Here is a 26151-nt window from a genome sequence, read left to right on the forward strand (position 1 = left end):
CCGCGTCGGCGTCGCAGCGGACGTCCGACGGCAGGGGCCGTGCCAGTAAGCGGTGATCGGATGCGGGCAGGGGATGCGGCGAGTGGGACGGTGGCTCTCGCAAGAGGAGCGCCGACGCGGTGCACAGGCCACGGGCCGGAGGGCGCGCACGCGGCGGGAATACCCTCCACGTACCTGACCCCCACTTGCCGGCTGACGCATCATCGTAGGCTGCCGTCCATCCTCGACCGAACAGGACAAGCCGCGACCGCGCGCGATCCGGCTCAAGGCATATGGTGGCAGGACCCCATGGGCGCGACGTCACGAAGAGCCGCGCATGCAAGCGGTGTCGGGTGGCCCGGAAATGACGGCGCGGACCGCGACCCTCCGGCGCGCGGTCCTTGTCGACCGCGTGCGGCACCACAACGCGCCCCGGTGGGAGCTTCATCGTCGCCGGTGCCGGGCACGCCCGTCTCGGCCGCGCCTTCGCCTGAAAACCGCAAAGCCGTACGTCGTCGAGCGACCCGGAATGCGAACCATATACGTGCCCTTAATAGCGGCATGCGTGCCGATTTGGCAAGGATCGCGTCCGACATGACGGAGCGGGCCCGTTGCGCGCGGGCAACGCCGGGCGGCAACCGCGAATCGCGGTGAAGGCGGCGGTTAACGCTTCATTGGTATTTGGCTAGAAAGGTCATGCGGCCGGCCCCTGCGGGCGCGGCGCGACGAGACGCGGGAGAGAGCGGGCGGAGATGGCGAGGCGAGGCGGCATGATCGGGCTCTGGCTGGCGGCGGCTCTTTGGCTGCCGGGCGGCCTGTCCGTCGTCGCGCCGGCGCGGGCTGCCGATCCCGTCGTGGCGAGCGATGCGCGCCTCGCCGGCGACGGCGAGCGCACCCGGCTGGTGATCGACCTGTCGCGCTCCGTGCCGCTCGGCGCGTTCATCCTGGCCGATCCCTACCGGGTCGTGGTCGACATTCCCGACGTCGTGTTCGCCCTGCCGCCGACGGCGGGCGAGGAGGGGCGCGGCCTCGTCTCGGCCTATCGCTTCGGCCTGTTCGCCCCCGGCAAGGCGCGCATCGTCATGGACGTCAACGCGCCGGTGAAGATCGACAAGGCCTTCGTGCTGGACCCGATGGACGACCAGCCGGCGCGCCTCGTGGTCGACCTCGTGAAGACCGACCGCGCCACCTTCCTCGCGGCGCTCGCCTCGGGCCCGGCGCAGCCCCACCGCGCCGAGCAGCCGGAGATGCCGAAGGCCGAGGTGGCGCAGGCCGGCGATCTGCGCCCGGTCATCGTCCTCGATCCCGGCCATGGCGGCGTCGATTCGGGCGCGGTGAACTCCTCCTTCGGCGTCACCGAGAAGCAACTCGTGCTCAACATCGCCCGCCAGCTCCAGAAGCGGCTCGATGCCACCGGCCGCTATCGCGTGCTGCTGACCCGCAGCAAGGACACCTATGTCTCGCTCGGCCAGCGCGTGCGCTTCGCGCGGGACAACAATGCGCGCCTGTTCATCTCGCTGCACGCCGATTCGCTCGGCTCGCGCGACGGCGACGTGCGCGGCGCCACCATCTACACGCTGTCCGACCGCGCCTCGGACGTCGAGGCGCAGCGTCTCGCCGATTCGGAGAACAAGGCCGACATGATCGCCGGCCTCGACCTCTCCGAGGAGCCGGCAGACGTGGCGGGCATCCTTTTCGACCTCGCCCAGCGCGAGACGCGCAATTTCTCCGCCCATTTCGCCCGCACCCTGGCGGGCGAGGTGCAGGGCGCGGCGCGGCTGCACAAATCCCCGCTGAAATCGGCGGGTTTCAAGGTGCTGAAGGCGCCGGACGTGCCCTCCGTGCTGTTCGAGCTGGGCTATCTTTCCAGCTCCCGCGATCTCGAACTCATGACATCGGCCGACTGGCAGGCTAATGTCACCGAGGCTATGACGGCGGCGGTCGACGCGTATTTCGCGGCGCAGAAGCCTCTCGACGGCACTCCGCTCGCGCTGCCGGCCAGCGTGGACGGCACCAGCGCCCGGCCCGTGGCCGCCACGCAGCCTTGACCGGTCGCGATTAGGCCATAGTTGCCGCGCACACGCTGCCCTAAGGGCGACGACGGACATCGGACCCGCACCGCGTTTGCGCGCGGTGGGGTCCTTAGCATACGGGGACGAGGCCGCATGCGGCTGCTTCTGCGGTTTCTGGGCTTCCTGTTCGCCCTTGGCACGATCGTGTTCATCGTCGGCGGGGCGGCGGCGGGCTATTTCGTCTGGAAGTTCTCCCAGGACCTGCCGGACTACTCGCAGCTCCAGAATTACGAGCCGCCGGTGATGACGCGCATCCACGCGGCCGACGGCTCGCTGCTGGCCGAGTACGCCAAGGAGCGCCGGCTCTATCTGCCGATCCAGAACATTCCCGATCTCGTGAAGGAAGCCTTCCTGTCCGCCGAGGACAAGAACTTCTATTCGCATGGCGGCATCGACCTGACCGGCATCGGCCGCGCCGGCTACGCCTTCCTGCAGAATTACGGCTCGGGCCGACGTCCGCAGGGCGCCTCGACCATCACCCAGCAGGTGGCGAAGAACTTCCTGCTGACCAACGAGGTTTCCTTCGACCGCAAGATCAAGGAGGCGCTGCTCGCCCTGCGCATGGAGCGCGCCTATTCCAAGGACAAGATCCTCGAGCTCTACCTCAACGAGATCTATCTCGGCATCGGTTCCTACGGCGTCGCCGCCGCCTCGCTGCTCTATTTCGACAAGTCGGTGTCGGAGCTGACCATCGCCGAGGCCGCCTATCTCGCCGCCCTGCCCAAGGGGCCGAACAACTACCACCCGTTCCGCCGCCACGACGCCGCCGTCGACCGCCGCAACTGGGTGATCGATCGCATGGCCGAGAACGGCTACATCACCGAGGCGCAGGCCGAGGAAGCCAAGAAGACCGACCTTGCCGTCACCGTGCGTCCGACCGGCGCGCATATCTTCGCGGCCGAATATTTCGCCGAGGAAGTGCGCCGCGAGATCTTCGAGCGCTATGGCGAGGACAAGCTCTATGGCGGCGGCCTGTCGGTGCGCACCACGCTGAACCCCAAGCTCCAGGCCTATGCCAAGCAGGCGCTGCTCGACGGGCTGACCCGCTATGACGAACAGCGCGGGTTCCGCGGGCCGGTGACGCGCATCGAGACCTCCGGCGACTGGGGCGCGCGGCTCGCCGATGTTCGCACCTTCACCGACATTCCCTGGCGTCTGGCCGTGGTGCTCGATTCCGACGCCAAGGGCGCGCGCATCGGCCTCCAGCCGCAGCGCGACCGCTCCGGCGTGATGTCGAACCAGCGCGATGTCGGCATGATCACCGCCGACGGCGCCAAATGGGCGCTGCGCAATTCCAAGAACGGCGTGGCCGGCGTGCTCAAGACCGGCGACGTCGTCTATGTCGAGCCTGTGGAAGGCAAGCCCGACCAGTGGCGCCTGCGCCAGCAGCCCAATATCGAAGGCGCGCTGGTGGCGATGGACCCCTCCACCGGGCGCGTGCTGGCCATGGCCGGCGGGTTCTCCTTCGACGAGAGCCAGTTCAACCGCGCCACCCAGGCGCAGCGCCAGCCGGGCTCGTCCTTCAAGCCCTATGTCTACGCGGCGGCCATCGACAACGGATACACCCCGTCCAGCGTCGTGCTGGATGCGCCCTTCGAACTGACTCAGCAGGGGCAGGCGACGTGGCGACCGGAGAACTATTCCGGCAAGTTTTACGGCCCGCAGACCCTGCGCTTCGGCATCGAGCAGTCGCGCAACGTCATGACGGTGCGCCTTGCCAACGACCTCGGCATGCCGCTGGTCGCCGAATATGCCAAGCGCTTCGGCATTTCGGATAACTTGCTGCCGGTGCTGTCGATGGCCCTGGGAGCGGGCGAGACCACCGTGCTGCGGCAGGCCGGGGGCTACTCCATGTTCGCCAATGGCGGCAAGCGCATCAAGCCGACGCTGATCGATCGTGTGCAGGATCGCTACGGCAAGACCATCTACCGGCACGACGAGCGCGAGTGCCGGGGCTGCGACGCCGCCCGCTGGGCCGACCAGCCGGAGCCCACGCTTATCGACCGCCGCGAACAGGTCATCGATCCGATGACCGCCTACCAGATCACCTCGATGCTGGAGGGAGTGGTCCAGCGCGGCACCGGCACGGCGCTGAAGGTGCTGGGCAAGCCGATCGCCGGCAAGACCGGCACGACCAACGAGGAAAAAGACGCCTGGTTCGTAGGCTACACCCCGGACATGGTGGTCGCCGTCTATCTCGGCTTCGATACGCCCAAGCCGATGGGCAAGGGATCGACCGGCGGCCTGCTCGCCGCCCCCGTGGTGCGCGACTTCATGAAGGTGGCGCTGGCCGACCGGCCGGCGGTGCCGTTCCGCGTGCCGCCCGGCATCAAGCTGATCCGCATCAACCCGAAGACCGGCCTGCGTGCCGGGCCGGGCGAGCCCTCGATCCTCGAGGCGTTCAAGCCGGGCACCTCGCCGCCGGACAGCTACTCGATCATCGGCTCCACCGACGCCTCGGGCAATCCGGTCGGCATCAATCCCGAGGCCGACCGCGCGGTCGGCTCGACGGGCACCGGCGGCCTGTACTGAGCCGCCGGCCGGCCGCGCACATCAGGCATGCGGCCAGGCGAGGAATTCGGGCAGCGCCTCGGCCCGCGCAGCATGGCCCGCCGCCGCCGGAAAGGCGTTGGCGGCCACGACGTCGGGGATGAGGTCGCGGGTGAAGGTCCAGGCGATGGCGGCGGTGATGTCCGCCTGCATCGGCCGCGGGCCGGCGAGCCAGCCCTCGTTCCAGCCGATCTCCTCCTCCAGCAGCCCATAGGCGGCCATGAGCTGGCCGCTCACGCGGTCGATCCACGGCTGGTGCTGCTTCTCCTGCGGGCGCAGCTCGCGCTCATAGACGATCTGCACGCTCTTCTCGCAGGCGGCGAGCGCCAGCCCGACGATGCGCTGCGCGCGGGCATGCGCGCCGATATCGGCCGGCACCAGCGAGCGGGCGGGATCGGCGAGGCGCTCGGTATGTTCGAGGATGAGCGTCGATTCCATCAGCACCACGCCGTCGTCCGTCACCAGCGTCGGCGCCTTCACCACCGGATTGACGGCGGCGAAGCGGTCGTAATGACGGAACACCGAGACGCCCTCATGGACGAAGGGAAGGTCGAGGAAGGCCAGCGAGACCGCCACGCGGCGGACATAGGGCGAATCCAGCATGCCGATGAGGCGCATGGGGGCTCCGTGGAGGTGGCGTCGGTCGGGACGACAGCTTATTGCCGGAGCGCGCTGCCGCAATGGGGCATGCCCTGCGAAGGGCGTTTTCCGCCGCGCGCAGGGCAGGGCGTTTACAGCCCTGCCCAAGCTCTCTATTTTCCGCCGCCTTCCGCCTCCTTCTGAGAGTGACCGATCATGCGCGCCGAGCTCGCCGCGAGCGTCGACGAAATCCGCGAAGCCGCCGGACTGCTGCGGCAGCACATCGATTTCGACCGTTCCAAGGCCCGCCTTGCCGAGCTGAACGCGCTCGCCGAGGACCCGAATCTGTGGAACGACCCCGAGCGCGCGCAGAAGCTGATGCAGGAGCGCGGCACGCTGGAGGACGGGCTTGGCGCGCTGGAGCGCATCGAGCGCGAGCTCGCCGACAATGTCGAGCTGATCGAGCTCGGCGAGGCGGAGGGCGACGATTCCATCGTCAAGGAGGCCGAGGCCTCGCTCGGCAAGCTCAAGGCCGAGGTTGCCCGCCGCCAGCTCGAAGCCCTGCTCTCGGGCGAGGCGGATGCCAATGACAGCTATCTGGAAGTCCATGCCGGCGCCGGCGGCACTGACAGCCAGGACTGGGCTTTGATGCTGCTGCGCATGTACACGCGCTGGGCCGAGCGGCGTGGCTTCAAGGTCGAGCTGATCGAGGAATCGGCGGGCGAGACCGCAGGCCTCAAATCGGCGACGATTCTCGTGAAGGGCCACAATGCCTATGGCTGGCTGAAGACCGAGGGCGGCGTGCACCGCCTCGTGCGCATCTCGCCCTTCGATTCGAACGCCCGCCGCCAGACCTCCTTCGCCTCCATCGACGTCTATCCCGTGATCGACGACCGCATCGTCGTCGACATCAAGGAAGCGGATGTGCGCGTCGATACGATGCGCTCGGGCGGCGCCGGCGGCCAGCACGTCAACAAGACCGAATCGGCGGTGCGCCTCACCCACATCCCGACCGGCATCGCCGTGGTGAGCCAGGGCGACCGCTCGCAGCACAAGAACCGCGCCACCGCGTGGGACATGCTGCGCGCCAAGCTCTATGAGATGGAGCTGAAGAAGCGCGAGGCGCAGGCCGCCGCCGATCAGGCCGCCAAGACCGATATCGGCTGGGGCCACCAGATCCGCTCCTATGTGCTCCAGCCCTATCAGCTCGTGAAGGACCTGCGCACCGGAGTCACCTCCGGCACGCCGCAGGAAGTGCTGGACGGCGACCTCGACCCCTTCATGGAAGCCGCGCTCGCCCAGCGCGCCTATGGCGGCGGCCCGGCCAACATCGACGACGTGGACTGAGGCGGGGCAACAAAGCGCACCCCGCCTTCTCCGTCATCCCGGAGGGCCCGCAGGGCCGATCCGGGATCGCGCGCCGACATTGCAGAGCGATCCCGGCTCTCGCTCCGCTCGGCCGGGATGACGTCCTTAAGCGGCCTCACAGCGCCCTGGCGGCTTCCAGCACTTCCTCGGCGTGGCCGGCGACCTTCACCTTCGGCCACACACGCGCGATCCGCCCCTCGCGGTCGATCAGCACGGTGGTGCGCTCGACACCCATATATTTGCGCCCGTACATCGATTTCTCGCCCCAGACGCCATAGGCCTCCAGCACCGCATGGGTCTCGTCGCCGGCGAGATCGAAGGTGAGTCCCTCCTTGGAGCGGAACTTCGCCAGCGCCTTGTCCGGGTCGGGCGAGACACCGAGGACGCGGGTATCGGCGGCTTCGAAATCGGGTTTCAGCCGGTTGAAGTCGTGCGCCTCCAGCGTGCAGCCCTGCGTGCCGGCCTTCGGGTAGAAGTAGAGCACAAGCTTGCGGCCACGGCAGGCGGCGAGCGTCACGCTCTCGCCGGTATCTGTCGCAAGAGTGAAGTCGGGGGCGGGCTGCCCGGAAGCTATCTCGGCCATTTGCCTTCCTTTCGGCGTGATTATGGGTTGTTCGGCTGCCGGGACGCGCCGGATCACCTTTCGTGTGACCGTATCTCGGTTGGGGCGTGCGGAAAGCTGTCGCTCCCCGTCGATGGCAGGGGCATTATGCCCAAGCTTGCGAGGATTCGTGCCCTAGATGAAAGAGCCGGTGACGCACAGGCCGGATTCCGGCGGAAAGCGCCATGTCAGGAAGCTGCGCGTGCGCCGCGCGGCGAAGGCATGCGCGGAGCCCGTCGGCCGCTGGCGCTGGTTTCGCATCTGCTGCTGGTCGGGCGGGTCGCTCCTCGGCGCGGGCGCGGCGCTGGTGGCGCTCGGCTACCTGCTCGTCGCCACCGGCATCGTCACCGTCGACATGGCCCGACCCTATGTGGAGCGCACTCTCGAATCGCGGCTCGGCGGGGGCCGCACGGTGCAGATCGCCGGCATACTTGCCGACCGCGCGCCGGAAGGCGGCATCGTGCTGCACGCCACCGACATCGTGGTGCGCGATTCCAGCGGCGACGTCATCGCGGTGGCGCCGCAGGCCGAGGTGGCGTTGCAGGACAGCTGGCTGCCCTGGCTGATGCAGCCCCAGCGGGTCGATCTCGTCGGCGTGCGGCTGAACGTCTTCATCGACGCGCGCGGCCAGCTCTCGGTATCCACCGACGGCAGCGCCGCCGTCGCGTCGCCCAACCATCCAATCGCCACCGTGCCGCCGCCCTCGGTGCCGGCCGAGGGGGTCGATCCCGCCTCCGCCGCGCATGAGGCGGCGTCCGCTCCGGCCGTCTCGACTCCCGTGGGCCCGGCGGCGGCCGGTGGCGCCGCGACGGCCCCCGTGACGCCCTTCGGCCCGCTGCGGCTGCGCGCGCTGGCGGTGCTGGCCCAGCAGATCGACCGTGGCGGCCTCGACGGCGGCGCGCTCAGCTCCATCGGCCTCAAGGACGGCGTGGTGGTCATCCGCAGCGAGGCGAGCGGCCGGAGCTGGACCTTCGACGACATCGATCTCTCGCTCTCCCGCCCGACGGAAGGTGGCGTCGCCTTCGACCTCAGGGCCGGCGGCACGGATGGGCCCTGGTCGGCGCGCGCCACCATCGGCGCGCTGGCCGAAGGGCGCCGCGCCCTGGCGCTGGAAATCCGCGATCTAGCCCCGCGCGACCTGCTGCTCGCCGCCGGCAAGGCGGATGGCGATATCCTTGCTACCTCGCCGCTCTCGGTCGACCTCAAGGCCGCCATCGACGGCTCGGGCCTGCTGCTGTCCGCCGAGGGGCGGCTCGGGGCCGGCGCCGGTGAGTTCCAGCTCGGCCCCGACGTGGCGGGCCGCATGCTGATCGACGAGGCCTCCCTCGCCTTCACGCTCGATCCCGCCCGCCGCCTCATTGACCTCTCCTCGCTGGCGGTACAGGCCGGCCCCTTCGGCATGGACGTGGCGGCCACCGTGAGCATGCCGGCGGACACGGCCGGCAAATGGGTGCTGACCACCCGTACCGCCCGGGCCAGCTTCGCCGGCGGCGGGCCCTTCGCCGAGAAAGTGCCGCCCTTCATCCTCGACGACAACGCCATCGCGCTGTCCTTCGACCCTGTAGCCCAGCGCTTCGCCATCGACCGCGGCGAACTGAAGGGACCGCAGGGCGGCATCACCATCGGCGGCGCGCTCGATCTCGGGGCGGCCGAGCCCTCGCTCTCGATGACGGTCACGGCGACGCCGATGACGGCCACCTCGCTGATCCGGCTGTGGCCGGTGCTGGCGGCGCCCGAGCCGCGCGGCTGGGTGTATGACAACCTGATCTCCGGCGACGTCACCCATGCCGAGATCGCCTTCAACGCGCCGCTCGGCTCCATCGGCCGCAAGGACCGGCCGCTGGCCGACGAGGCGCTGAAGATCGACATCGCGGGCACCAATGGCCGCTTCCACCCGGTGAGGGGCCTGCCGGCGATCGGCGGCGCGAATGTCGCGGTGCACGTGACCGGCCGCACCGCGAACGTCTCGGTCTCTGGCGGCGTGATGGAGACGCCCGAGCGGCGCCAGCTCAACATCAGCGAGGCGGTGTTCGACGTTCCGGATACCGCGCCGGCCAAGCCCGACGCCAAGGTGCGCGTTGCGGTCAACGGCCCGGCCGCCGCCGCCATCGAGCTCGCCGCCATGCCGGCCCTGCGCACGCCGGGCCTCATTCCCGTCGACGTGCAGACGGTGAACGGCACCATACTGGGCACCGCGCAGATCAATATCCGCCTGTCCGACAACATCCTGCCCTCCGACGTCGACTTCGCCTTCGACGCCGGCCTGTCCAATTTCGACGCCGGAAAGGTGGCGTTCGGGCAGAATCTCGACGATGCCAAGGTGCGCGTCTTCGTCACCCCCGCCGCCACCGTGCTGCGCGGCGAGGGCAAGGTAGGCGGCGCGCCGGCGAGCTTCGAATACAGCCGCCCCGCGAATGGTGACATCACCTTCGTGATGGCGGCGACCATCGACGACGCGGCGCGCCAGAAGCTCGGCCTCGATCTCGGCGGCATGTCGGGCTCGGTCGGCGTGAAGGTCTCCGGCGTCATCGGCCCGAAATCCAAGACCGCCGACGTCGATGTGGACCTCACGAATGCCCGGCTCGCCGAGCTGGTGCCCGGCTGGTCGAAGCCGGCCGGCAAGCCGGCGCGGCTGACCGCCAAGGCCACGCTGACCGCCGCCGGCACGCGGCTGGACGACCTCGTGGTGACGGGGCAGGGCGTGAACATACGCGGCAGCGTCGAACTCGACTCGAAGTCCGCCCTCGTCAGCGCCAACCTGCCGACCTTCCAGCTCTCCGACGGCGACAAGGCCAGCGTGAAGGTGGAGAACGCAGACGGCGCGCTGAAGATCACGGTGCGCGGCGAGGTGATCGAGGCGCGCGCCTTCCTCAAGAACCTGATGGAAGCGCCCATCGCCGGCCAGCAGAACGCAAGGCCCGCCGATATCGACCTCGACGTGAAGCTCGGCGTGGTGGTCGGCAACAATGGCGAGACCATGCGGCAGGCCGCGCTCACCATGTCGCGGCGCAATGGCGACCTGCGCGCCTTCTCGCTCGGCGCGCTGGTCGGGCGCGACGGCGGGGTGAACGGCGATCTCGCGACGCAGGGCAATGGCCGCCCGCGCCTGCGCGTCGCCACCACCGACGCCGGGGCGCTGCTGCGCTTCATCAACCTCTATGCCCGCATCTATGGCGGCGACATGTGGGTGGACATCGACGCGCCGCGCGGCGACGGCAAGGTTCAGCTCGGCACGGTGAACATGCGCGACTTCGTGATCCGCGGCGAGCCGGGGCTCGACCGGCTGATCGCCGCCGCGCCGAAGACCACCACTCCCGGTCGGCCGCAGCCGGGCTCGGCCATCGTGTTCCAGAAGCTCCAGGTCGACTTCCAGCGCTCCGCCGAGCAACTGACCATCCGCGAGGGCGCAATCTGGGGGCCGACCATCGGCTCGACCTTCGACGGCACGCTGGACTTCGCCAACGATCGTATCGCCGTGCGCGGCACCTATGTGCCGGCCTATGGGCTCAACAATCTGTTCAGCCGGCTCCCGGTGGTCGGCTTCTTCCTCGGCGGCGGCCAGAACGAGGGTCTGGTGGGCGTCACCTACGAGATCGTCGGTCCGCTCTCGGGTCCGACGCTGCGGGTGAACCCGATCTCCGCCATCGCGCCGGGCTTCCTGCGCAAGATATTCGAGTTCCGCCAGGCGCCCGATCCGACGCCGCCGGCGGTGGTGCCGACGCGGTAGGCGTGATGTTGGCCTGCGGCTCGCCACGGCGCGGCTCTTAAGGGCGCTGTCGACCCTTACACCGTCATCCCCGGGCTTGACCCGGGGATCCATGACTTCGATAGGCGGGACCGAAGACGTGGACGGCCGGATCAAGCCCGGCCATGACGTGGTTCAGTTGGTAGCCGCGCCGCAGCGGCACTCACACCGGCTTCAGCAGCACGTGCTTCTTCTTGCCGAGCGAGAGCTTGATGACGCCCTCGGGCGTCAGGTCGCGGGCGGTGAGCACGGCCTTCTCGTCGGTGACGGCGACGTCGTTGACCCTGAGTCCGCCGCCCTTGACCTGCCGGCGCGCCTCGCCGTTGGAGGCGACGAGCCCCGCCTTCTCGGCGAAGGCGGCAAGCACGCCGATGCCGGCCTCCAGCTCGCCCGCCGGCACCTCGACGGTGGGCAGGTCGCCGGAGATCGCGCCTTCCTCGAAGGTCTTGCGCGCCGTCTCCGCCGCGCCCTCCGCCGCCGCGCGGCCGTGCAGCAGCGCGGTGATCTCGGTGGCGAGGATCTTCTTCACCTCGTTGATCTCGGCGCCGCCGAGCTGCGAGAGGCGGGTGATCTCGTCCATCGGCAGCGTGGTGTAGAGCTTGAGGAAGCGGGTGACGTCGGCGTCCTCGGTGTTGCGCCAGTACTGCCAGAATTCGTAGGGGCCGAGCATGTCGGCGTTCAGCCACACCGCGCCGTTGACCGACTTGCCCATCTTGGCGCCGGAGGCGGTGGTGAGCAGCGGAGAGGTCAGGGCGTAGAGCTGCGGCGTGCCCATGCGGTGGCCGAGGTCGATGCCGTTGACGATGTTGCCCCACTGGTCCGAGCCGCCCATCTGCAGGCGCACGCCGTAGCGCTTGTTCAGCTCCACGAAGTCGTAGGCCTGCAGGATCATGTAGTTGAATTCGAGGAAGGACAGCGACTGCTCGCGTTCCAGCCGCGTCTTCACGCTGTCGAAGGACAGCATGCGGTTGACCGAGAAGTGCCGGCCGACATCGCGCAGGAACTCGAGATAGTTCAGCCCGCGCAGCCATTCGGCGTTGTTGATCATCAGCGCGTCGGCCGGGCCCTCGCCATAGGTGAGGTAGTTCGAGAAGACACGCTTGATCGAGGCGATGTTGGCCTCGATCGTGTCGACGGTCATGAGCTGGCGGGCGTCGTCCTTGAAGGAGGGATCGCCCACCATGCCGGTGCCGCCGCCCATCAGCGAGACGGCGCGGTGGCCGGTCTTCTGCAGCCAGTGCAGCATCATGATCTGGATCAGGCCGCCGGCGTGCAGGCTCGGCGCCGTCGGGTCGAAGCCGATATAGGCGGTGACGGTTTCCTTCGCGAACAGGTCGTCGAGGCCGGCTTCATCGGAGATCTGGTGGATGAAGCCGCGCTCCTGGAGGGTGCGGAGGAAATCGGACTTGAACGTGCTCATATCGGGCCTGCGGGCATCAACGCCATATTAGGAACGGCGCGGTTAGGAACGGCGCGTCATGTACCAGTTTCGCGCGGCGAAAGCACCCCGAGCCGGCGCAGGCGAGGAATGAGATGCAAGGTCCCGTGAAGGCGATCGGCCTGATGAGCGGCACCTCGCTCGACGGCGTCGACGTGGCGCTGATCGAGACGGACGGCGAGAGCGTCGCCGCCTTCGGCCCGGACATGACGCTGGCCTATGACGCCGCCGACCGTGCTCTCCTCATTCAGGCGCTGGAGGAAGCGCGCGGGCTCACCGATCGTGACGCCCGGCCGGGTATTCTCGCCGAGGCCGAGCGTCGGCTGACCGAGCGCCATGCGCAGGCGCTGGCCGCGTATTTCGAGGCTTACCCCGAACATCGCGACGTCGCCGCCATCGGCTTCCATGGCCAGACCGTGCTGCACCGGCCGGACATCCGCCTGACGGTCCAGATCGGCGATGGTCCCGCGCTCGCGCGGGCGGCGCACGCGCTGACGGACGCTCCCGGGCCGGCGCTGGTCTACGATCTGCGCGCGGCCGATGTGGCGGCGGGCGGGCAGGGGGCGCCGCTGGTGCCGGCCTATCACCGGGCGCTCGCGAGGGGCCTCGACCTGCCGGGGCCGCTGCTGGTGCTCAATCTCGGCGGCGTCGCCAACATCACCTATCTCGACGGCGAGGCTGAGCCGGTCGCCTGCGACACCGGCCCCGCCAATGCGCTGATCGACGATTTCATGAAGGCGCGCACCGGCATGCCGCTCGATCGCGACGGGACGGCGGCAGCGGCGGGACGCGTCGACGAGGGCGCGCTGGCACGTCTTCTCGACCATCCCTTCTTCGCGCGGCGCCCGCCCAAGTCGCTCGACCGCAATGATTTTCGCGAATGGGTGGCTGCTCATGGCGAGCTGGACGCGATGAGCGTGGAGGACGGCGCGGCGATCCTCACCGCGCTCACCGCCGCCTGCGTCGGGGCGGTTCTCGCTCATCTCCCGCGCCGCCCGGCCACGCTGATCGCCGCCGGCGGGGGCGCGCGCAATCCGACGCTGCTGCGCTTCCTGCGCGCGCGGCTCGGCATCGCGGTGCTCACGGCGGACGAGGTCGGCTGGTCGGGCGACGCGCTGGAAGCGCAGGCTTTCGCCTTCCTCGCGGTGCGCGCGCTCAAGGGACTGCCGCTGAGCTTCCCGACGACGACCGGAGTGCCGCTCCCGATGCCGGGCGGGGTCGTCCTGCCACCACATCCGGCGGCCTGAGTCGCTGCAGCCGGCAGGACCGCCGATGCGGCCATGCAGCAAAGTTGAATGTTAATTTCAGAAAATCTGAATACCTTGAAGGAATGTCGCAGTATTCCTGAAACGCATTAGTGCGATGCAAAATCTGATGATGCGGTGCACAATATCCCAGCTAGATTAGGGGCTCCCGGAAGTCCGGCTCGCCAGGCAGGCAGCTTCCCCATCAACACGCCTGGACAGAACTTGGAGCCCCCTAGATGCGCAGCTTCACCCGCGATCTTCTCCCGCTCGCCGTCGCCGGCGGCCTCATTGCCGTCGCCATCGTCGCCCCCGTCCGCGCCGCCGACAAGCAGGCGGGCCTGCGTCCCGCCACCGCCGAGAAGATCCAGCTCGGCTATGTCAGCGGCGTCGCCTATTACACCGCCGAGAGCGACGGCTATCACGTCGTCGCCACGCTGAGCGTCGCCGACGGCGCGCCGGTCCGCGTCGCCGCCACGCTGCAGCCCGAGCAGGCCGTCAGCTTCTCCGTGCCGGGCGCCGCCGATGGCGCCACCCGCACCGTCGAGATCGCCCGCCGCGGCGATTTCGTGACGGTGACCAACCCGGCCCGTCTCGTGCTCAACTGAGCCCCGCTTCCCCCCGAATGCAGAAAGCCCGGCACGAAGCCGGGCTTTTTTGTGTGTCGGGGACATCAGGACTGCGCAGATTTACGCCGCGCTGGTCTTCTTGGCGGTCTCGGGCAGGCGCTTGTCGAGATAGGCGCCGACGACTTCCATCAGTTCCTCGGTCTTGCCGTCGAAGAAGTGGTTGGCGCCCGGCACGGTCTGCTGGTCGATGACGATGCCCTTCTGCGTCTTCAGCTTCTCGACGAGGCTGGTGACGGAGGAGAACGGCGCCACCGCGTCCTTGTCGCCATGCACGAACAGGCCGGAGGACGGGCAGGGGGCGAGGAAGGAGAAGTCGTAGAGATTGGCCGGCGCGGCGATGGAGATGAAGCCCTCCACCTCCGGGCGGCGCATCAGCAGCTGCATGCCGATCCAGGCGCCGAAAGAGAAGCCGGCGATCCAGCAGGCGCGCGCGTCCGGGTTTATCGACTGCGCCCAGTCGAGCGCTGCGGCGGCGTCCGCCAGCTCGCCCTGGCCGTGGTCGAACGTACCCTGGCTGCGGCCGACGCCCCGGAAGTTGAAGCGCAGCGTGGAGAAGCCGCGATTCACGAACTGGTAATAGAGGTTGTAGACCACCGGGTTGTTCATCGTGCCGCCGAACTGCGGGTGCGGGTGCAGGATGATGGCGATGGGCGCGTGGCGCTGCTTGGCCGGCTGGTAGCGGCCTTCGAGCCGCCCCTTCTCGCCGGTGAAGATGACCTCAGGCATGAAGCTCGTGACCTTGAATGCGGCGGGGCAGGGATCGTCCGTCGGGCAGTGCCGGATCAAGCGCGACCGGCGCGTGTCCCAAGGGACGGCCATGCCGCAGACGCCTTGACGACATAGGGTCGGAACCCTAACTTATTAGAATAATTCTAATATCCAACGTCGGGTTGCATCGGCGTCGCACTCAACCTGCCCGCCAGCTCGCCCCTTCGAAGGCAATGGACGCCAAGCTATGAAGGACACCGCCTGATTTTGCAAGCATATAGCGGAAAGGACGGGCAGACGGCGCGACGGCTTCCTATATAGGGAAGGCTTCCGCGAATTCGAGCCCCCGAGACGATGAACGAACGCACCTATCTCGACCATAACGCGACCTCGCCCATCCGCCCGGAAGCCCGGGCGGCGCTGCTGGCGGCGCTCGACGCCACCGGCAACGGCTCGTCCGTGCATGGCGAGGGGCGGGCCTCGCGGGCGACGATGGAGGCCGCGCGTGCCCGCGTGGCGGCGCTGGTCGGGGCGGATCCGCGCGGCGTCATCTTTACCTCCTGCGGCACCGAGGCCGACACGCTCGCCCTGACGCCGCACTACAGGCGCGGCGAGGAGGCGCTGTCCCTCGACGTGCTGCTGGTGAGCGCCGTCGAGCATTCGGCTGTTCTGCGCGGCCATCGCTTTGCCGCCGAGCAGGTCGAGGTGCTGCCGGTCGATGCGCGCGGGCGCGTGCGCCTTGATGCGCTCGATGCCGCGCTGGCGCGCCATGCCGCCGCCGGCCGTCGCATGCTGATCTCGGTGATGGTGGCGAACAACGAGACCGGCGTGATCCAGCCGGTCGCCGAGGTGGCGCGCCGGGCCCATGCCCATGGCGCGCTGGTGCACAGCGATGCGGTGCAGGCGACCGGGCGCATCCCGGTGTCGCTGGCAGCGCTCGGCGCCGACCTGATTTCGCTCTCCGCGCACAAGCTGGGCGGGGCGCCCGGTGCGGGCGCGCTGGTGCTCGCTGACCCCGATCTGCGTCCTGCTGCGGTGTTCGCCGGCGGCGGGCAGGAGCGGGGCCTGCGCGCCGGCAGTCAGAACGTGCCCGCCATCGCCGCCTTCGGGGCGGCGGCCGAGCGCGCGGGCGCCCTTGTGGACGCCGAGCGCGGGCGCATTCAAGCCTTGCGCGAAAGGCTTGAAGACGCTCTAAGGTGCGAGTTCCCTGAGCTCGTGCTGCTCGTCGGCGATGTCGATCGCCTGCCGAACACCTCGTGCATTGCCCTGCCGGGCGTTCCGGCGGAGACCTTCGTGATCGCCCTCGATCTGGCGGGCGTAGCGGCGAGCGCGGGCGCGGCCTGCTCGTCGGGCAAGGTCGCGGCCTCGCATGTGCTGTCGGCGATGGGCGTTTCCGAGCGCATCGCGCGTTCGGCGATCCGGCTGTCGCTGGGCTGGTCGAGCGGCGAAGAGGATGTCGACCGGGCACTCGGCGTTTTCCGCCGCGTGCTGCCGGGGCTTTTGCGCCGCCGCGCGGCGGCGTGAGACGTGAGTGAGCCGCGCCTGCGCGGCGCGTGAAGAAGCCGGGCGGCCGTTGCCTTGATGGCCGCCGGCAAATGTTGACCTGACCCGCGGGCCTTGACCCCGCGTGGGAGAGGAGATGAGACGATGCCGGCCGTACAGGAGACAGTGGACCAGGTCCGCTCCTTAGATGTCGATCAGTACAAGTACGGGTTCTTCACGGATATCGAGTCCGAGAAGGCCCCCAAGGGCCTGAACGAGGACACGGTTCGCTTCATTTCGGCCAAGAAGGACGAGCCGGAATGGATGCTGGAATGGCGGCTGGAGGCGTTTCGCCGCTGGCAGACCATGCAGGAGCCGGAATGGGCGCGGGTGAGCTATCCCCGCATCGACTATCAGGACCTGTATTACTATTCGGCGCCCAAGCGGCCGACGCAGCTCTCCATCGACGATATCGATCCTGAAATCCTCAAGACCTACGAGAAGCTCGGCATCCCGCTGCGCGAGCGTGACGCGCTGCTCGGCATCGAGAGCACCGGCGGCTCGAAGGTGGCGGTCGACGCGGTGTTCGACAGCGTCTCCGTGGCGACCACCTTCAAGGAAGAGCTCGCCAAGGCCGGCGTCATCTTCATGCCGATCTCCGAGGCCATCCGCGAATATCCCGAGCTGGTGCGCAAGTATCTGGGCTCGGTGGTGCCGGTGACGGACAACTACTTCGCCACGCTGAACTCGGCGGTGTTCTCCGACGGCTCCTTCGTGTACGTGCCCAAGGGCGTGCGCTGCCCGATGGAGCTGTCGACCTATTTCCGCATCAACGAGCGCAACACTGGCCAGTTCGAGCGCACGCTCATCATCGCCGACGAGGGCGCCTATGTGAGCTATCTCGAAGGCTGCACCGCCCCGCAGCGCGACGAGAACCAGCTCCACGCCGCCGTGGTCGAGCTGGTCGCGCTGGCCGACGCCGAGATCAAGTACTCCACCGTCCAGAACTGGTACCCCGGCGACAAGGACGGCAAGGGCGGCATCTACAACTTCGTCACCAAGCGCGGCGACTGCCGGGGCGACCGCTCGAAGATCTCGTGGACGCAGGTCGAGACCGGCTCGGCGATCACCTGGAAGTACCCGAGCTGCATCCTGCGCGGCGACAATTCGCAGGGCGAGTTCTATTCCATCGCCATCTCGAACGGCTACCAGCAGGTCGACAGTGGCACCAAGATGATCCATCTCGGCAAGAACACGTCGAGCCGCATCATCTCCAAGGGCATCGCTGCCGGGCACTCCGACAACACCTATCGCGGCCTCGTCTCGGCGCATCGCAAGGCGACCGGCGCGCGCAACTTCACCAATTGCGACAGCCTGCTCATCGGCGACAAGTGCGGCGCACATACCGTGCCCTACATCGAGAGCAAGAACTCCTCCGCGCAGTTCGAGCACGAGGCGACCACCTCGAAGATCTCCGACGACCAGCTCTTCTACTGCCGCCAGCGCGGCCTCGATCCCGAGGAGGCGACGGCGCTGATCGTCAACGGCTTCGTCAAGGACGTGCTCCAGCAGCTTCCCATGGAATTCGCGGTGGAAGCGCAGAAGCTGATCGCGGTGAGCCTCGAAGGCTCGGTGGGCTGACGCGTTCAAGTCGTGGATGCCCGGGTCGAGCCCGGGCATGACGTCGGATCATTCAGAACCCTCGCATTCGTCATGGCCGGACTTGATCCGGCCATCCACGGATCGGGTTCAAGACAACGGAACAAATGACATGGCCCTGCTCGAAATCGATAACCTGCACGCCAAGATCGACGGTGAACACGGCAAGGAGATCCTCAAGGGTCTCTCGCTGAAGGTGAACCCCGGCGAGGTGCACGCCATCATGGGGCCGAACGGCTCCGGCAAGTCGACGCTCTCCTACATCCTCGCCGGCAAGGACGACTACGAAGTCACAGACGGCTCGGTGAGCCTCGACGGCGAGGACCTCCTGGAGATGGAAATCGACGAGCGCGCCGCCAAGGGCGTGTTCCTCGCCTTCCAGTACCCGGTCGAGGTGCCCGGCGTCGCCACCATGACCTTCCTGCGCTCGGCGCTGAACGCCCAGCGCAAGAAGCGCGGCGAGGAGGAAATCTCCACGCCCGACTTCCTGCGCCTTGTGAAGGACAAGGCGGCCGGCCTCGGCATCAGCCAGGACATGCTGCGGCGCGGCGTCAATGTCGGCTTCTCCGGCGGCGAGAAGAAGCGCGCCGAGATCCTGCAGATGGCCGTTCTGGAGCCGAAGGTGGCGATCCTTGACGAGACCGATTCCGGCCTCGACATCGACGCGCTGAAGGTCGTCTCGGAGGGCGTCAACGCCCTGCGCTCGCCCGACCGCGCAATGATCGTCATCACCCATTATCAGCGCCTGCTGAACCACATCGTGCCGGACTTCGTGCATGTCATGCACAAGGGCCGCATCGTGCGCTCGGGCGGCAAGGAACTGGCGCTGGAGCTGGAAGCCAACGGCTATGCCGAGTACCAGCAGGACGCGGCGTGAGGACCGGGCGATGAACGCTGACATCCGTCCGATACGGACCCCGGCCGAGCAGGCGATCCTCGCCTCCCTCGGCGGACTGCCCGCTGGCGGCGACCGGCTCGCCGACCTGCGCCGTGCCGCCGCCCGATCCTTCGAGGAGCACGGCCTGCCGCACCGGCGCGTCGAGGAGTGGAAATACACCGACCTGCGCACGCTGATGCGCGAGGCGGTGCCGCTCGCCGGCCCCGCCGCGGTGGCGCAGGCCGATGCCGCCGCGAGGCTTCTGCGCGGAGTCGAGGCCCGCCGCATCGTCGTCGCCAACGGCGCCGTCGTGCCCGAGCTCTCCGACCTCGCCGGTCTGGAAGAGGGGCTGCGCCTCACCACGCTTTCCGCCGCACTCGCCTCCGGCGACGAGGTGCTGAGCCGGCTCGGCGGCATCCTGCCCGGCCGCTACGACGCCTCGCTGGCGCTGAACACCGCGCTGGCCAAGGACGGCGTGGTCATCGTCGTGGCGCCCGGCGCGAAGATCGAGCGCCCGGTGCATGTGGCGCATGTCTTCGCCGGGGAGAGTGCGGCGGCGAGCTATGCCCGCTCGCTGGTCGTGGTCGGCGCGGGCGCGTCCTTCACCTATGCCGAGAGCTTCGAGGGGCCGCAGGGCCTCGCCTACCAGGCCAACGCCGCCACCGAGTTCGTGGTCGGCGACGAGGCGCATCTCGACGTGGTGCGGCTGCAGGAGGACGGCGCGGGTGCCTTCCACCTCGCCACCCTGCTGTTCGACGTTGGCCGGCAGGCGCAGGTTCACGCCTTCACCCTCGCCAGCGGCGCGGCGGTGGCGCGCACCTCGCTCTACGCCACGCTGTCGGGCGAGGGTAGCGCGGTGGGCTTCAACGGCGCGAGCCTGCTGAAGGACCGCCAGCACAACGACGCGACGCTGTTCGTCGACCACCAGGCGCCGGGCTGCGAGAGCCGCGAGCTGTTCAAGACGGTACTCGACGACACGTCGCGCGGCGTCTTCCAGGGCAAGATCGTGGTCCGCCAGGCGGCACAGAAGACCGACGGGCGGATGATGAGCCGCGCCTTGCTGCTCGGCGACGACGCCGAGATGGACAACAAGCCGGAGCTGGAGATCTTCGCCGACGACGTGCAGTGCGGCCATGGCGCGACCTGCGGCGCCATCGACGACGAACTGCTGTTCTACCTGCGCGCGCGCGGCATTCCGCTCACCGAGGCACAGAGCCTTCTCGTGCAGGCCTTTGTCGGCGAGGCGGTGGAGACCGTCGAGCATGACGGGCTGCGCGAGGCGCTGCTGGAGCGTGCCGAAGGCTGGCTGAAGGCGCGCGGCTGAGGTCGTTGCGCAACCGCATCAGGATCGTCATGGCCGGGCTTGACCCGGCCATCCACGTCTTTCTTCCACGCGTAAGGCGTGGATGCCCGGGGCAAGCCCGGGCATGACGGCATACTGAGAATGTCGTCCATGACGGGTGAAGCCATGACCACCATCCACCCCGCCGTCGCCGACGGCAGCTACGACGTCGAGCGCGTGCGACAGGATTTCCCGATCCTGCACAAGCCGGTCTACGGCAAGAAGCTGGTCTATCTCGACAATGCCGCCTCGGCGCAGAAGCCGGTGCAGGTGCTGGACCGCATGCGCTTCGCCTATGAGAACGAATATTCCAACGTCCATCGCGGGCTGCACTACCTCGCCAACGCGATGACCGAAGCCTATGAGCAGGCGCGCGAGCGCTGCCGCGCCTTCCTCAACGCGCCTTCGCTCGACGAGGTGATCTTCACCCGCTCGGTGACCGGCGCCATCAATCTGGTCGCTTCCTCGCTCGGCCAGTCGATCAAGGAGGGCGACGAGATCGTGCTCTCCATCATGGAGCACCACTCCAACATCGTGCCGTGGAACTATCTGCGCGAACGCAAGGGCGCGGTGATCCGCTGGGTGCCGGTGACGCAGGACGGCTCGTTCGACATGGAGGCCTACAAGGGCCTGCTCAACGAGCGCACCAAGATCGTCGCCGTCACCCACATGTCGAACGTGCTCGGCACGGTGACGCCGATCAGGGAGATCGCCCGGCTCGCCCACAACGTGGGTGCGCTGGTGGTGGTCGACGGCGCGCAGGCCGCCGTGCACATGCCGGTCGACGTGCAGGAGCTCGGCGTCGACTTCTACGGCATCACCGGCCACAAGCTCTACGGGCCGACCGGCATCGGCGTGCTCTTCGGCCGTCGCGCGCTGCTGGAGAAGATGCCCCCCTATGAGGGCGGCGGCGAGATGATCCGCACCGTCACCGAGGACGGTGTGACCTATGGCGAGCCGCCGCACCGCTTCGAGGCCGGCACGCCGCCCATCGTGCAGGCGATCGGCCTCGGCGAGGCGCTGGCCTATATGGAAAGCCTCGGGCGCGAACGCATCGCCGCGCACGAGGCCTCGCTCGGCACCTATGCCCGCGAGCGCCTGTCGCGGATCAATTCCGTGCAGATCTACGGTGACGCGCCGGGCAAGGGTGCCATCTTCGCCTTCGACGTGAAGGGCGCGCATCCGCACGACATCGCCACCGTCATCGACCGCGCCGGCATCGCCGTGCGCGCCGGCACCCATTGCGCGATGCCGCTTCTGGGGCGATATGGTGTCACGGCGACGTGCCGGGCGTCGTTCGCGCTCTATAACACCCATGAGGAAGTCGACGCGCTTGCCGACGCCCTCATCAAGGCTCAGGATCTTTTCGCATGAGCGAAACCCAGACGTCTGAAGGCCCGAATGTGCCGGCGGTCGAATCCGGCATCCCGGAGGCGGAGCTGGAGCGGCTGACCGACGAGATCGTCACCGCGCTCAAGACCGTCTACGACCCGGAAATCCCGGTCGACATCTATGAGCTCGGCCTGATCTACAAGGTCGATATCGCCGACGACCGGCAGGTGGCCGTCGAGATGACGCTGACGACGCCCAACTGCCCGTCCGCCGCCGAACTGCCCGGCATGGTGGAAGGTGCGGTGGCGAGCGTCGGCGGCGTGTCCGGCGTCACCGTCAACCTCACCTTCGACCCGCCCTGGGACCAGGGGCGGATGTCCGAGGAAGCGCGGCTGGCGCTGAACCTCTGGTGAGCGAGGTGCCCGCCTTCCCGCCGCTGTCCGGCGTCCTGGAGACGGGCCTCTATGTCGACGACCTCGACCGGGCGCGCGCCTTCTACGAGCGCGTGCTCGGCCTTAAGCCGATGATCGCCGATGCGCGCTTCTGCGCCTATGACGCCGGTCCGGGCAGCGTGCTGCTGCTGTTCCTGCGCGGGGCGACGCGCGAGCCCGTGGCGATGGAAGGCGGCACCATTCCACCGCATGACGGCCACGGTCCGCTGCACTACGCGCTGGCGATCCCGGCGGGGTCGCTCGCGCATTGGGAGCAGCACCTCGCGGTGCAGGGCGTCGCTATCGAGAGCCGCGTCGACTGGCAGGGCGGCGGCGTGAGCCTGTATTTCCGCGATCCCGACGGCCACCTCGTCGAGCTGGCGACGCCGGGCCTGTGGCCGAATTATTGAGGCGGTGGGCGGCAGGAGGGTTTGCCGAAGGGTTTTCGCTGGGTCCCGGATCGGCGCCGCGCTGTGCGCAGCTTGTCCGGGAAACGGTAGGATCCTGTGTCCCAGACCAGCGGCGCCGCAGGCGAAGCGCCGATCCGGGACCCAGCGCCAGACTCTTTCGGCTGAAGACGCTTCAGCCGCCTGCCTGCTGCGCGCAGGGCGATCTTGTGTCGGGCGGTCGACTGCCCCATCTTAGACGGTACCGATCCGCCGGCCTTGAACCGGCGTCGATTAGGAGACGAGATCATGAGCCAGCCCCGCCCCCGTCCCGCTGTGATGACGCTGACCGAGGCCGCCGCCGAGCGCGTGCGGCAGGTCATCGCCCGGTCCGACAAGCCCGTGCTGGGCCTGCGCGTCGGCGTGAAGAACGGCGGCTGCGCCGGCATGGAATACACGATGGAATTCGCCGAGGCGGCGGGCCGCTTCGACGAGGTGATCGAGGACAAGGGCGTCAAGGTGCTGATCGACCCCAAGGCGATCCTGTACCTGCTCGGCACCGAGATGGACTTCAAGGCCGACAAGCTCTCCGCCCAGTTTGTGTTCAACAATCCGAACCAGACCTCGGCCTGCGGCTGCGGCGAATCGGTCGCCATCACGCCGGTGCAGCCTGAGCCGGCCGGCGCCGGCGCCTGATCGCGACGAGGCGGGCAAGGGATGGACGAGGCGGCGGTCGCCGACATCTTCGCCGCCTTCGGCCCGGTGCGCTGCCGACGCATGTTCGGCGGGCTCGGCCTCTATGCCGACGGGCTGATGTTCGCCATCGCGGTGGACGAGACGATCTATCTCAAGACCGATGCCGGCCTCGCCGCGCAGCTCGAAGCCGGGGGCGCGCGCATCTTCGCCTATGAGCGGCAGGGCCGCACCGTCACGCTCGGCTTCTGGTCGCTGCCCGAGGCGGCGCTCGACGACACGGACGCCGCCGCCGAGTTGGCCCGCCGGGCGCTGAATGTCGCCCGCGCGGCCGCCGCCGTGGCGCCGCCGCGCCGCACGCCGGCACGAAGCCGCGCCCGCCGCTGAACCTCGCGGCGCCTGAGCCGTTGCCCCTGAGGGACATCCTTCAGGGAGCACGCGGCATGAATCTGGAAGAGCTCGGCAATCTCTTCGTCCTCTACGGGCTGAACATCCTCTACGCGCTCGGGCTGATACTCCTCGGCTGGTGGGCGGCCGGCCTCGTCGAGCGGCTGGTGACGCGCGGGCTGGAGAGCACGCACCGGGTCGACGCCACGGTGGTCGGCTTCCTCGCCAGCATCGCGCGCTACGCCATACTGGTCTTCGTCGGCGTCGCCGTGCTGCAGCGCTTCGGTATCCAGACCACCAGCCTCATCGCCGTGCTGGGCGCCACCTCGCTCGCCATCGGCCTCGCCTTGCAGGGCACGCTCAGCAATGTCGCGGCGGGGGTCATGCTGCTGCTGTTCCGCCCCTTCCGCATCGGCGATGCGGTGGAGGTCGGCGGGCAGGCCGGCACGGTAAAGGGCCTGTCGCTGTTCACCACCGAACTCGCCACCGGCGACAATATCCAGGTGCTGATGCCGAACGGGCGCGTCTGGGGTTCGCCCATCGTCAACAAGTCGGTCTATGGCGAGCGCAGCTTTGCCTTCGCGCTGGAGCTGAAGCCCGACGCCGATATCGAGCGGGTGCTGGCGGAAGGGCTCGCCTTCCTGCGCTCCGATCCACGCGTGCGCAAGGAGCCCGGCCCGTCGGCCAGCATCGTGAAGATGGCGCTGGATCGGGTGGAGGTGAATTTCTCGGGATGGGCGTCGAGCGGGGATGCCGGCGGCGTACGCGCCGACCTGATCGCGCGGCTGCGCGAGATCACCCGTATGCGGGATATCCCGCGCGACGTCGCGCCGGTGGCCAATGGCCATGATGGGAACAGGGAGGCGCCGGCAGCGCGTGCCGGCGCGCCGCTCAGCCCGCCTTGATCTTTACCGGGCGCAGCAGGAAGGCCGGCAGGTGCGAGGTGTCCGCCGGCTCGTCCGCCGGGTTTCGCTCGCTGCGGCGGTGGGTCAGCGGCGTCACCGGCGCGCGGGCCGGGGCGGCGGCGGGGGCGGGCGCCTTGTCGCGGCCGCGCTCGCGCGGCGGACGCTGTTCACGCGGCTCGAGAGCCTCGCGCGGTTCCCGCGTCGCGGGCGCTGCGGAGGCCGCCGTCTCGCCATCCTTGCCGCGACGGCGGGAGCGCACGGGGCGCTCGCTCGCGGTCTCGACAGGCGCGGCGGCGATCTCCTCGGCCGCTTCCGGCGTCGGCTCGGTGTCGCGGCGGCGGGCCGGGCGGGCGCCACGGCGCTCGCCGCGTTCCTCGCGTCCGGAATCCCGGCCGGTCTCGCGTCCGCGCCCGCCACGCTCGCCGCGTTCGGAACGTTCGCCACGCTCGCGTCCGCCACGGGCGCGCGGCTCGGCAGGGGGAAGGGCGTCGAGTGAGGAGCCTTCCATCCACTCGATCGGCTTGCCGATCAGCTTTTCGATGGCGGCGAGCGATTTGGTCTCGGCCGGCGTCACGATGGTGAAGGCGGCCCCGGCGCGCCCGGCGCGGCCGGTGCGGCCGATGCGGTGCACATAGTCCTCGGCGTGGTGCGGCGTGTCGTAGTTGAACACGTGGCTCACGGCGGGAATGTCGAGCCCGCGCGCCGCGACGTCGGACGCCACCAGCAGCGTCGCCTCGCCGGTGCGGAACTGGTCGAGTGCCTGCATGCGCGAGCGCTGGTCCATGTCGCCGTGCAGGCAGACGGCCTTGAAGCCGTGCCGCAGCAGCGACTTGTGCACCACCGCCACCTCGCTCTTGCGATTGCAGAAGATGATGCCGTTCTGGAGGCTCTCGGCCTCGTTGATCAGCCGGCGAAGCGTGTCGCGCTTGGCATAGTCCTCCTTGGCGGAGGCGACCAGCAGCTGCGTGATGGTCGAGGCGGTGGAGGAGGGGCGCGAGGCCTCGATCTGCACCGGGTTCGACAGGAACTGCGCGACGAGGCGCTGGATTTCCGGCGGCATGGTGGCCGAGAAGAACAGCGTCTGGCGGGTGAACGGCACCAGCTTGCAGACGCGCTCGATGTCGGGGATGAAGCCCATGTCGAGCATGCGGTCGGCTTCGTCGATGACGAGGATCTCGATGCCCGACAGCAGCAGGCGCCCGCGCTCGACATGATCGAGCAGGCGGCCCGGCGTGGCGATCAGCACGTCGACGCCGCGCAGCAGCTTGGCGTCCTGGTCGCCGAACGAGACGCCGCCGATCAGCAGGGCCACGTTCAGCTTGTGGTTCTTGCCGTATTTGACGAAATTCTCTTCCACCTGGGCGGCAAGCTCGCGCGTCGGCTCAAGGATGAGCGTGCGCGGCATGCGGGCCCGGGCGCGGCCCTGCTCCAGCAGGGTCAGCATGGGCAGGGTAAAGGCCGCGGTCTTGCCGGTGCCGGTCTGCGCCAGACCCAGCACGTCCCGCCGGGCGAGCACGTGGGGAATGGCCTGCGCCTGGATAGGCGTCGGCTCGGTATAACCTGCATCCGCGACGGCCGAGAGCACCTTGTCGCTCAGGCCCAGTTCATTAAAAAGCATCTGGGATCAATTCTACGGCCGCGCACCGCTTGCCGTTTCCTCGGGCCGTAACCGTGGGAAGGCTGCTTCGTCGTCGCGCGGAGCGCATCAGTCGGATAGGATCGGACGACGCGTTGCACCATAGGC

Annotated in this window: 21 protein-coding genes; 16 read left to right on the top strand and 5 right to left on the bottom strand. The window is 68.8% G+C overall.

The window, feature by feature from the left end; all coding sequences use genetic code 11:
- Window positions 1-749 precede the first annotated feature (749 nt).
- Window positions 750-2027: an N-acetylmuramoyl-L-alanine amidase gene (locus MWN33_RS12290; RefSeq protein ID WP_247201086.1), complete on the top strand. Its 1278-nt coding sequence runs from the start codon at window positions 750-752 to the stop codon at window positions 2025-2027.
- Window positions 2028-2144: 117 nt separating this feature from the next.
- Entirely contained in the window at window positions 2145-4583 is a 2439-nt protein-coding gene (locus tag MWN33_RS12295) for a penicillin-binding protein 1A (protein WP_247201087.1), read from the top strand.
- Window positions 4584-4604: 21 nt separating this feature from the next.
- On the opposite strand, the gene MWN33_RS12300 is transcribed toward MWN33_RS12295, so the two are convergent.
- Window positions 4605-5219 carry a glutathione S-transferase family protein gene (locus MWN33_RS12300; RefSeq protein ID WP_247201088.1) on the bottom strand — a complete coding sequence of 205 codons (615 nt, stop codon included), beginning with the start codon at window positions 5217-5219 and terminating at the stop codon, window positions 4605-4607.
- A 177-nt stretch (window positions 5220-5396) separates the two neighbouring features.
- Between MWN33_RS12300 and prfB the strand changes: the two genes are divergently transcribed.
- Complete coding sequence (gene prfB, locus MWN33_RS12305; RefSeq protein WP_247201089.1) at window positions 5397-6527, top strand: peptide chain release factor 2; 1131 nt, start codon at window positions 5397-5399, stop codon at window positions 6525-6527.
- 136 nt (window positions 6528-6663) lie between these two features.
- Here the strand turns inward: prfB and bcp are convergent, their stop codons facing one another.
- Window positions 6664-7131 carry a thioredoxin-dependent thiol peroxidase gene (gene bcp / locus MWN33_RS12310; RefSeq protein ID WP_247201090.1) on the bottom strand — a complete coding sequence of 156 codons (468 nt, stop codon included), beginning with the start codon at window positions 7129-7131 and terminating at the stop codon, window positions 6664-6666.
- 157 nt (window positions 7132-7288) lie between these two features.
- Here bcp and MWN33_RS12315 point away from each other — a divergent pair, with 157 nt between their 5' ends.
- On the top strand, window positions 7289-10876 hold the full coding sequence (locus tag MWN33_RS12315) for a hypothetical protein (protein WP_247201092.1): 3588 nt from the start codon (window positions 7289-7291) through the stop codon (window positions 10874-10876).
- Between the two features lie 181 nt (window positions 10877-11057).
- Here the strand turns inward: MWN33_RS12315 and tyrS are convergent, their stop codons facing one another.
- Window positions 11058-12314 (bottom strand): tyrosine--tRNA ligase, encoded by a 1257-nt coding sequence (gene tyrS / locus MWN33_RS12320; RefSeq protein ID WP_247201093.1) that lies wholly within the window; start codon window positions 12312-12314, stop codon window positions 11058-11060.
- Between the two features lie 113 nt (window positions 12315-12427).
- Here tyrS and MWN33_RS12325 point away from each other — a divergent pair, with 113 nt between their 5' ends.
- Window positions 12428-13579 carry an anhydro-N-acetylmuramic acid kinase gene (locus MWN33_RS12325; RefSeq protein WP_247201094.1) on the top strand — a complete coding sequence of 384 codons (1152 nt, stop codon included), beginning with the start codon at window positions 12428-12430 and terminating at the stop codon, window positions 13577-13579.
- A gap of 236 nt (window positions 13580-13815) precedes the next feature.
- The gene (locus MWN33_RS12330) at window positions 13816-14184 is read left to right on the top strand and encodes a hypothetical protein (RefSeq protein ID WP_247201096.1); all 369 of its coding nucleotides are present in this window, start codon (window positions 13816-13818) and stop codon (window positions 14182-14184) included.
- An 81-nt stretch (window positions 14185-14265) separates the two neighbouring features.
- Here MWN33_RS12330 and MWN33_RS12335 read toward each other — a convergent pair whose 3' ends face one another.
- Window positions 14266-14931: an alpha/beta hydrolase gene (locus MWN33_RS12335; RefSeq protein ID WP_247201097.1), complete on the bottom strand. Its 666-nt coding sequence runs from the start codon at window positions 14929-14931 to the stop codon at window positions 14266-14268.
- A 336-nt stretch (window positions 14932-15267) separates the two neighbouring features.
- On the opposite strand from MWN33_RS12335, the gene MWN33_RS12340 reads away from it, so the two are divergent.
- From MWN33_RS12340 to MWN33_RS12385, 10 genes are all read left to right on the top strand, one after another.
- Window positions 15268-16437: a cysteine desulfurase family protein gene (locus MWN33_RS12340; protein WP_247201098.1), complete on the top strand. Its 1170-nt coding sequence runs from the start codon at window positions 15268-15270 to the stop codon at window positions 16435-16437.
- A 123-nt stretch (window positions 16438-16560) separates the two neighbouring features.
- Window positions 16561-18036, top strand: a complete 1476-nt coding sequence (gene sufB, locus MWN33_RS12345) for a Fe-S cluster assembly protein SufB (protein ID WP_247201099.1) — start codon at window positions 16561-16563, stop codon at window positions 18034-18036.
- A 130-nt stretch (window positions 18037-18166) separates the two neighbouring features.
- Window positions 18167-18931: a Fe-S cluster assembly ATPase SufC gene (gene sufC / locus MWN33_RS12350; protein ID WP_247201100.1), complete on the top strand. Its 765-nt coding sequence runs from the start codon at window positions 18167-18169 to the stop codon at window positions 18929-18931.
- Between the two features lie 10 nt (window positions 18932-18941).
- Window positions 18942-20255, top strand: coding sequence for a Fe-S cluster assembly protein SufD (gene sufD / locus MWN33_RS12355; protein ID WP_247201101.1), 1314 nt, complete (start codon window positions 18942-18944; stop codon window positions 20253-20255).
- 129 nt (window positions 20256-20384) lie between these two features.
- Window positions 20385-21647, top strand: coding sequence for an aminotransferase class V-fold PLP-dependent enzyme (locus MWN33_RS12360; protein WP_425531999.1), 1263 nt, complete (start codon window positions 20385-20387; stop codon window positions 21645-21647).
- Window positions 21644-22018, top strand: a complete 375-nt coding sequence (locus MWN33_RS12365; protein WP_247201102.1) for an SUF system Fe-S cluster assembly protein — start codon at window positions 21644-21646, stop codon at window positions 22016-22018. The genes MWN33_RS12360 and MWN33_RS12365 overlap by 4 nt, the downstream gene beginning before the upstream one ends.
- Window positions 22015-22446: a VOC family protein gene (locus MWN33_RS12370; RefSeq protein WP_247201103.1), complete on the top strand. Its 432-nt coding sequence runs from the start codon at window positions 22015-22017 to the stop codon at window positions 22444-22446. The genes MWN33_RS12365 and MWN33_RS12370 overlap by 4 nt, the downstream gene beginning before the upstream one ends.
- Before the next feature lie 285 nt (window positions 22447-22731).
- A complete protein-coding gene (locus MWN33_RS12375) occupies window positions 22732-23118 on the top strand; it encodes a HesB/IscA family protein (RefSeq protein ID WP_247201104.1) in 387 nt (128 codons plus the stop codon).
- 21 nt (window positions 23119-23139) lie between these two features.
- Window positions 23140-23502 carry a TfoX/Sxy family protein gene (locus MWN33_RS12380; RefSeq protein WP_247201105.1) on the top strand — a complete coding sequence of 121 codons (363 nt, stop codon included), beginning with the start codon at window positions 23140-23142 and terminating at the stop codon, window positions 23500-23502.
- A 56-nt stretch (window positions 23503-23558) separates the two neighbouring features.
- Complete coding sequence (locus MWN33_RS12385; protein WP_247201106.1) at window positions 23559-24407, top strand: mechanosensitive ion channel family protein; 849 nt, start codon at window positions 23559-23561, stop codon at window positions 24405-24407.
- Here the strand turns inward: MWN33_RS12385 and MWN33_RS12390 are convergent.
- Window positions 24394-26025 carry a DEAD/DEAH box helicase gene (locus tag MWN33_RS12390; protein ID WP_247201107.1) on the bottom strand — a complete coding sequence of 544 codons (1632 nt, stop codon included), beginning with the start codon at window positions 26023-26025 and terminating at the stop codon, window positions 24394-24396. The genes MWN33_RS12385 and MWN33_RS12390 overlap by 14 nt on opposite strands.
- Window positions 26026-26151 lie beyond the last annotated feature (126 nt).

This window comes from Ancylobacter koreensis, assembly GCF_023016525.1.
Classification (GTDB): Bacteria; Pseudomonadota; Alphaproteobacteria; order Rhizobiales; family Xanthobacteraceae; genus Ancylobacter; species Ancylobacter koreensis.

Excerpts from the sequence above, each read along its gene's own strand:
- MWN33_RS12290 (WP_247201086.1), top strand. The coding sequence starts at position 750 with ATGATCGGGCTCTGGCTGGCGGCGGCTCTTTGGCTGCCGGGCGGCCTG.
- MWN33_RS12295 (WP_247201087.1), top strand. The coding sequence starts at position 2,145 with ATGCGGCTGCTTCTGCGGTTTCTGGGCTTCCTGTTCGCCCTTGGCACG.
- MWN33_RS12300 (WP_247201088.1), bottom strand. The coding sequence starts at position 5,219 with ATGCGCCTCATCGGCATGCTGGATTCGCCCTATGTCCGCCGCGTGGCG.
- prfB (WP_247201089.1), top strand. The coding sequence starts at position 5,397 with ATGCGCGCCGAGCTCGCCGCGAGCGTCGACGAAATCCGCGAAGCCGCC.
- bcp (WP_247201090.1), bottom strand. The coding sequence starts at position 7,131 with ATGGCCGAGATAGCTTCCGGGCAGCCCGCCCCCGACTTCACTCTTGCG.
- MWN33_RS12315 (WP_247201092.1), top strand. The coding sequence starts at position 7,289 with ATGAAAGAGCCGGTGACGCACAGGCCGGATTCCGGCGGAAAGCGCCAT.
- tyrS (WP_247201093.1), bottom strand. The coding sequence starts at position 12,314 with ATGAGCACGTTCAAGTCCGATTTCCTCCGCACCCTCCAGGAGCGCGGC.
- MWN33_RS12325 (WP_247201094.1), top strand. The coding sequence starts at position 12,428 with ATGCAAGGTCCCGTGAAGGCGATCGGCCTGATGAGCGGCACCTCGCTC.
- MWN33_RS12330 (WP_247201096.1), top strand. The coding sequence starts at position 13,816 with ATGCGCAGCTTCACCCGCGATCTTCTCCCGCTCGCCGTCGCCGGCGGC.
- MWN33_RS12335 (WP_247201097.1), bottom strand. The coding sequence starts at position 14,931 with ATGCCTGAGGTCATCTTCACCGGCGAGAAGGGGCGGCTCGAAGGCCGC.
- MWN33_RS12340 (WP_247201098.1), top strand. The coding sequence starts at position 15,268 with ATGAACGAACGCACCTATCTCGACCATAACGCGACCTCGCCCATCCGC.
- sufB (WP_247201099.1), top strand. The coding sequence starts at position 16,561 with ATGCCGGCCGTACAGGAGACAGTGGACCAGGTCCGCTCCTTAGATGTC.
- sufC (WP_247201100.1), top strand. The coding sequence starts at position 18,167 with ATGGCCCTGCTCGAAATCGATAACCTGCACGCCAAGATCGACGGTGAA.
- sufD (WP_247201101.1), top strand. The coding sequence starts at position 18,942 with ATGAACGCTGACATCCGTCCGATACGGACCCCGGCCGAGCAGGCGATC.
- MWN33_RS12360 (WP_425531999.1), top strand. The coding sequence starts at position 20,385 with ATGACGGGTGAAGCCATGACCACCATCCACCCCGCCGTCGCCGACGGC.
- MWN33_RS12365 (WP_247201102.1), top strand. The coding sequence starts at position 21,644 with ATGAGCGAAACCCAGACGTCTGAAGGCCCGAATGTGCCGGCGGTCGAA.
- MWN33_RS12375 (WP_247201104.1), top strand. The coding sequence starts at position 22,732 with ATGAGCCAGCCCCGCCCCCGTCCCGCTGTGATGACGCTGACCGAGGCC.
- MWN33_RS12380 (WP_247201105.1), top strand. The coding sequence starts at position 23,140 with ATGGACGAGGCGGCGGTCGCCGACATCTTCGCCGCCTTCGGCCCGGTG.
- MWN33_RS12385 (WP_247201106.1), top strand. The coding sequence starts at position 23,559 with ATGAATCTGGAAGAGCTCGGCAATCTCTTCGTCCTCTACGGGCTGAAC.
- MWN33_RS12390 (WP_247201107.1), bottom strand. The coding sequence starts at position 26,025 with ATGCTTTTTAATGAACTGGGCCTGAGCGACAAGGTGCTCTCGGCCGTC.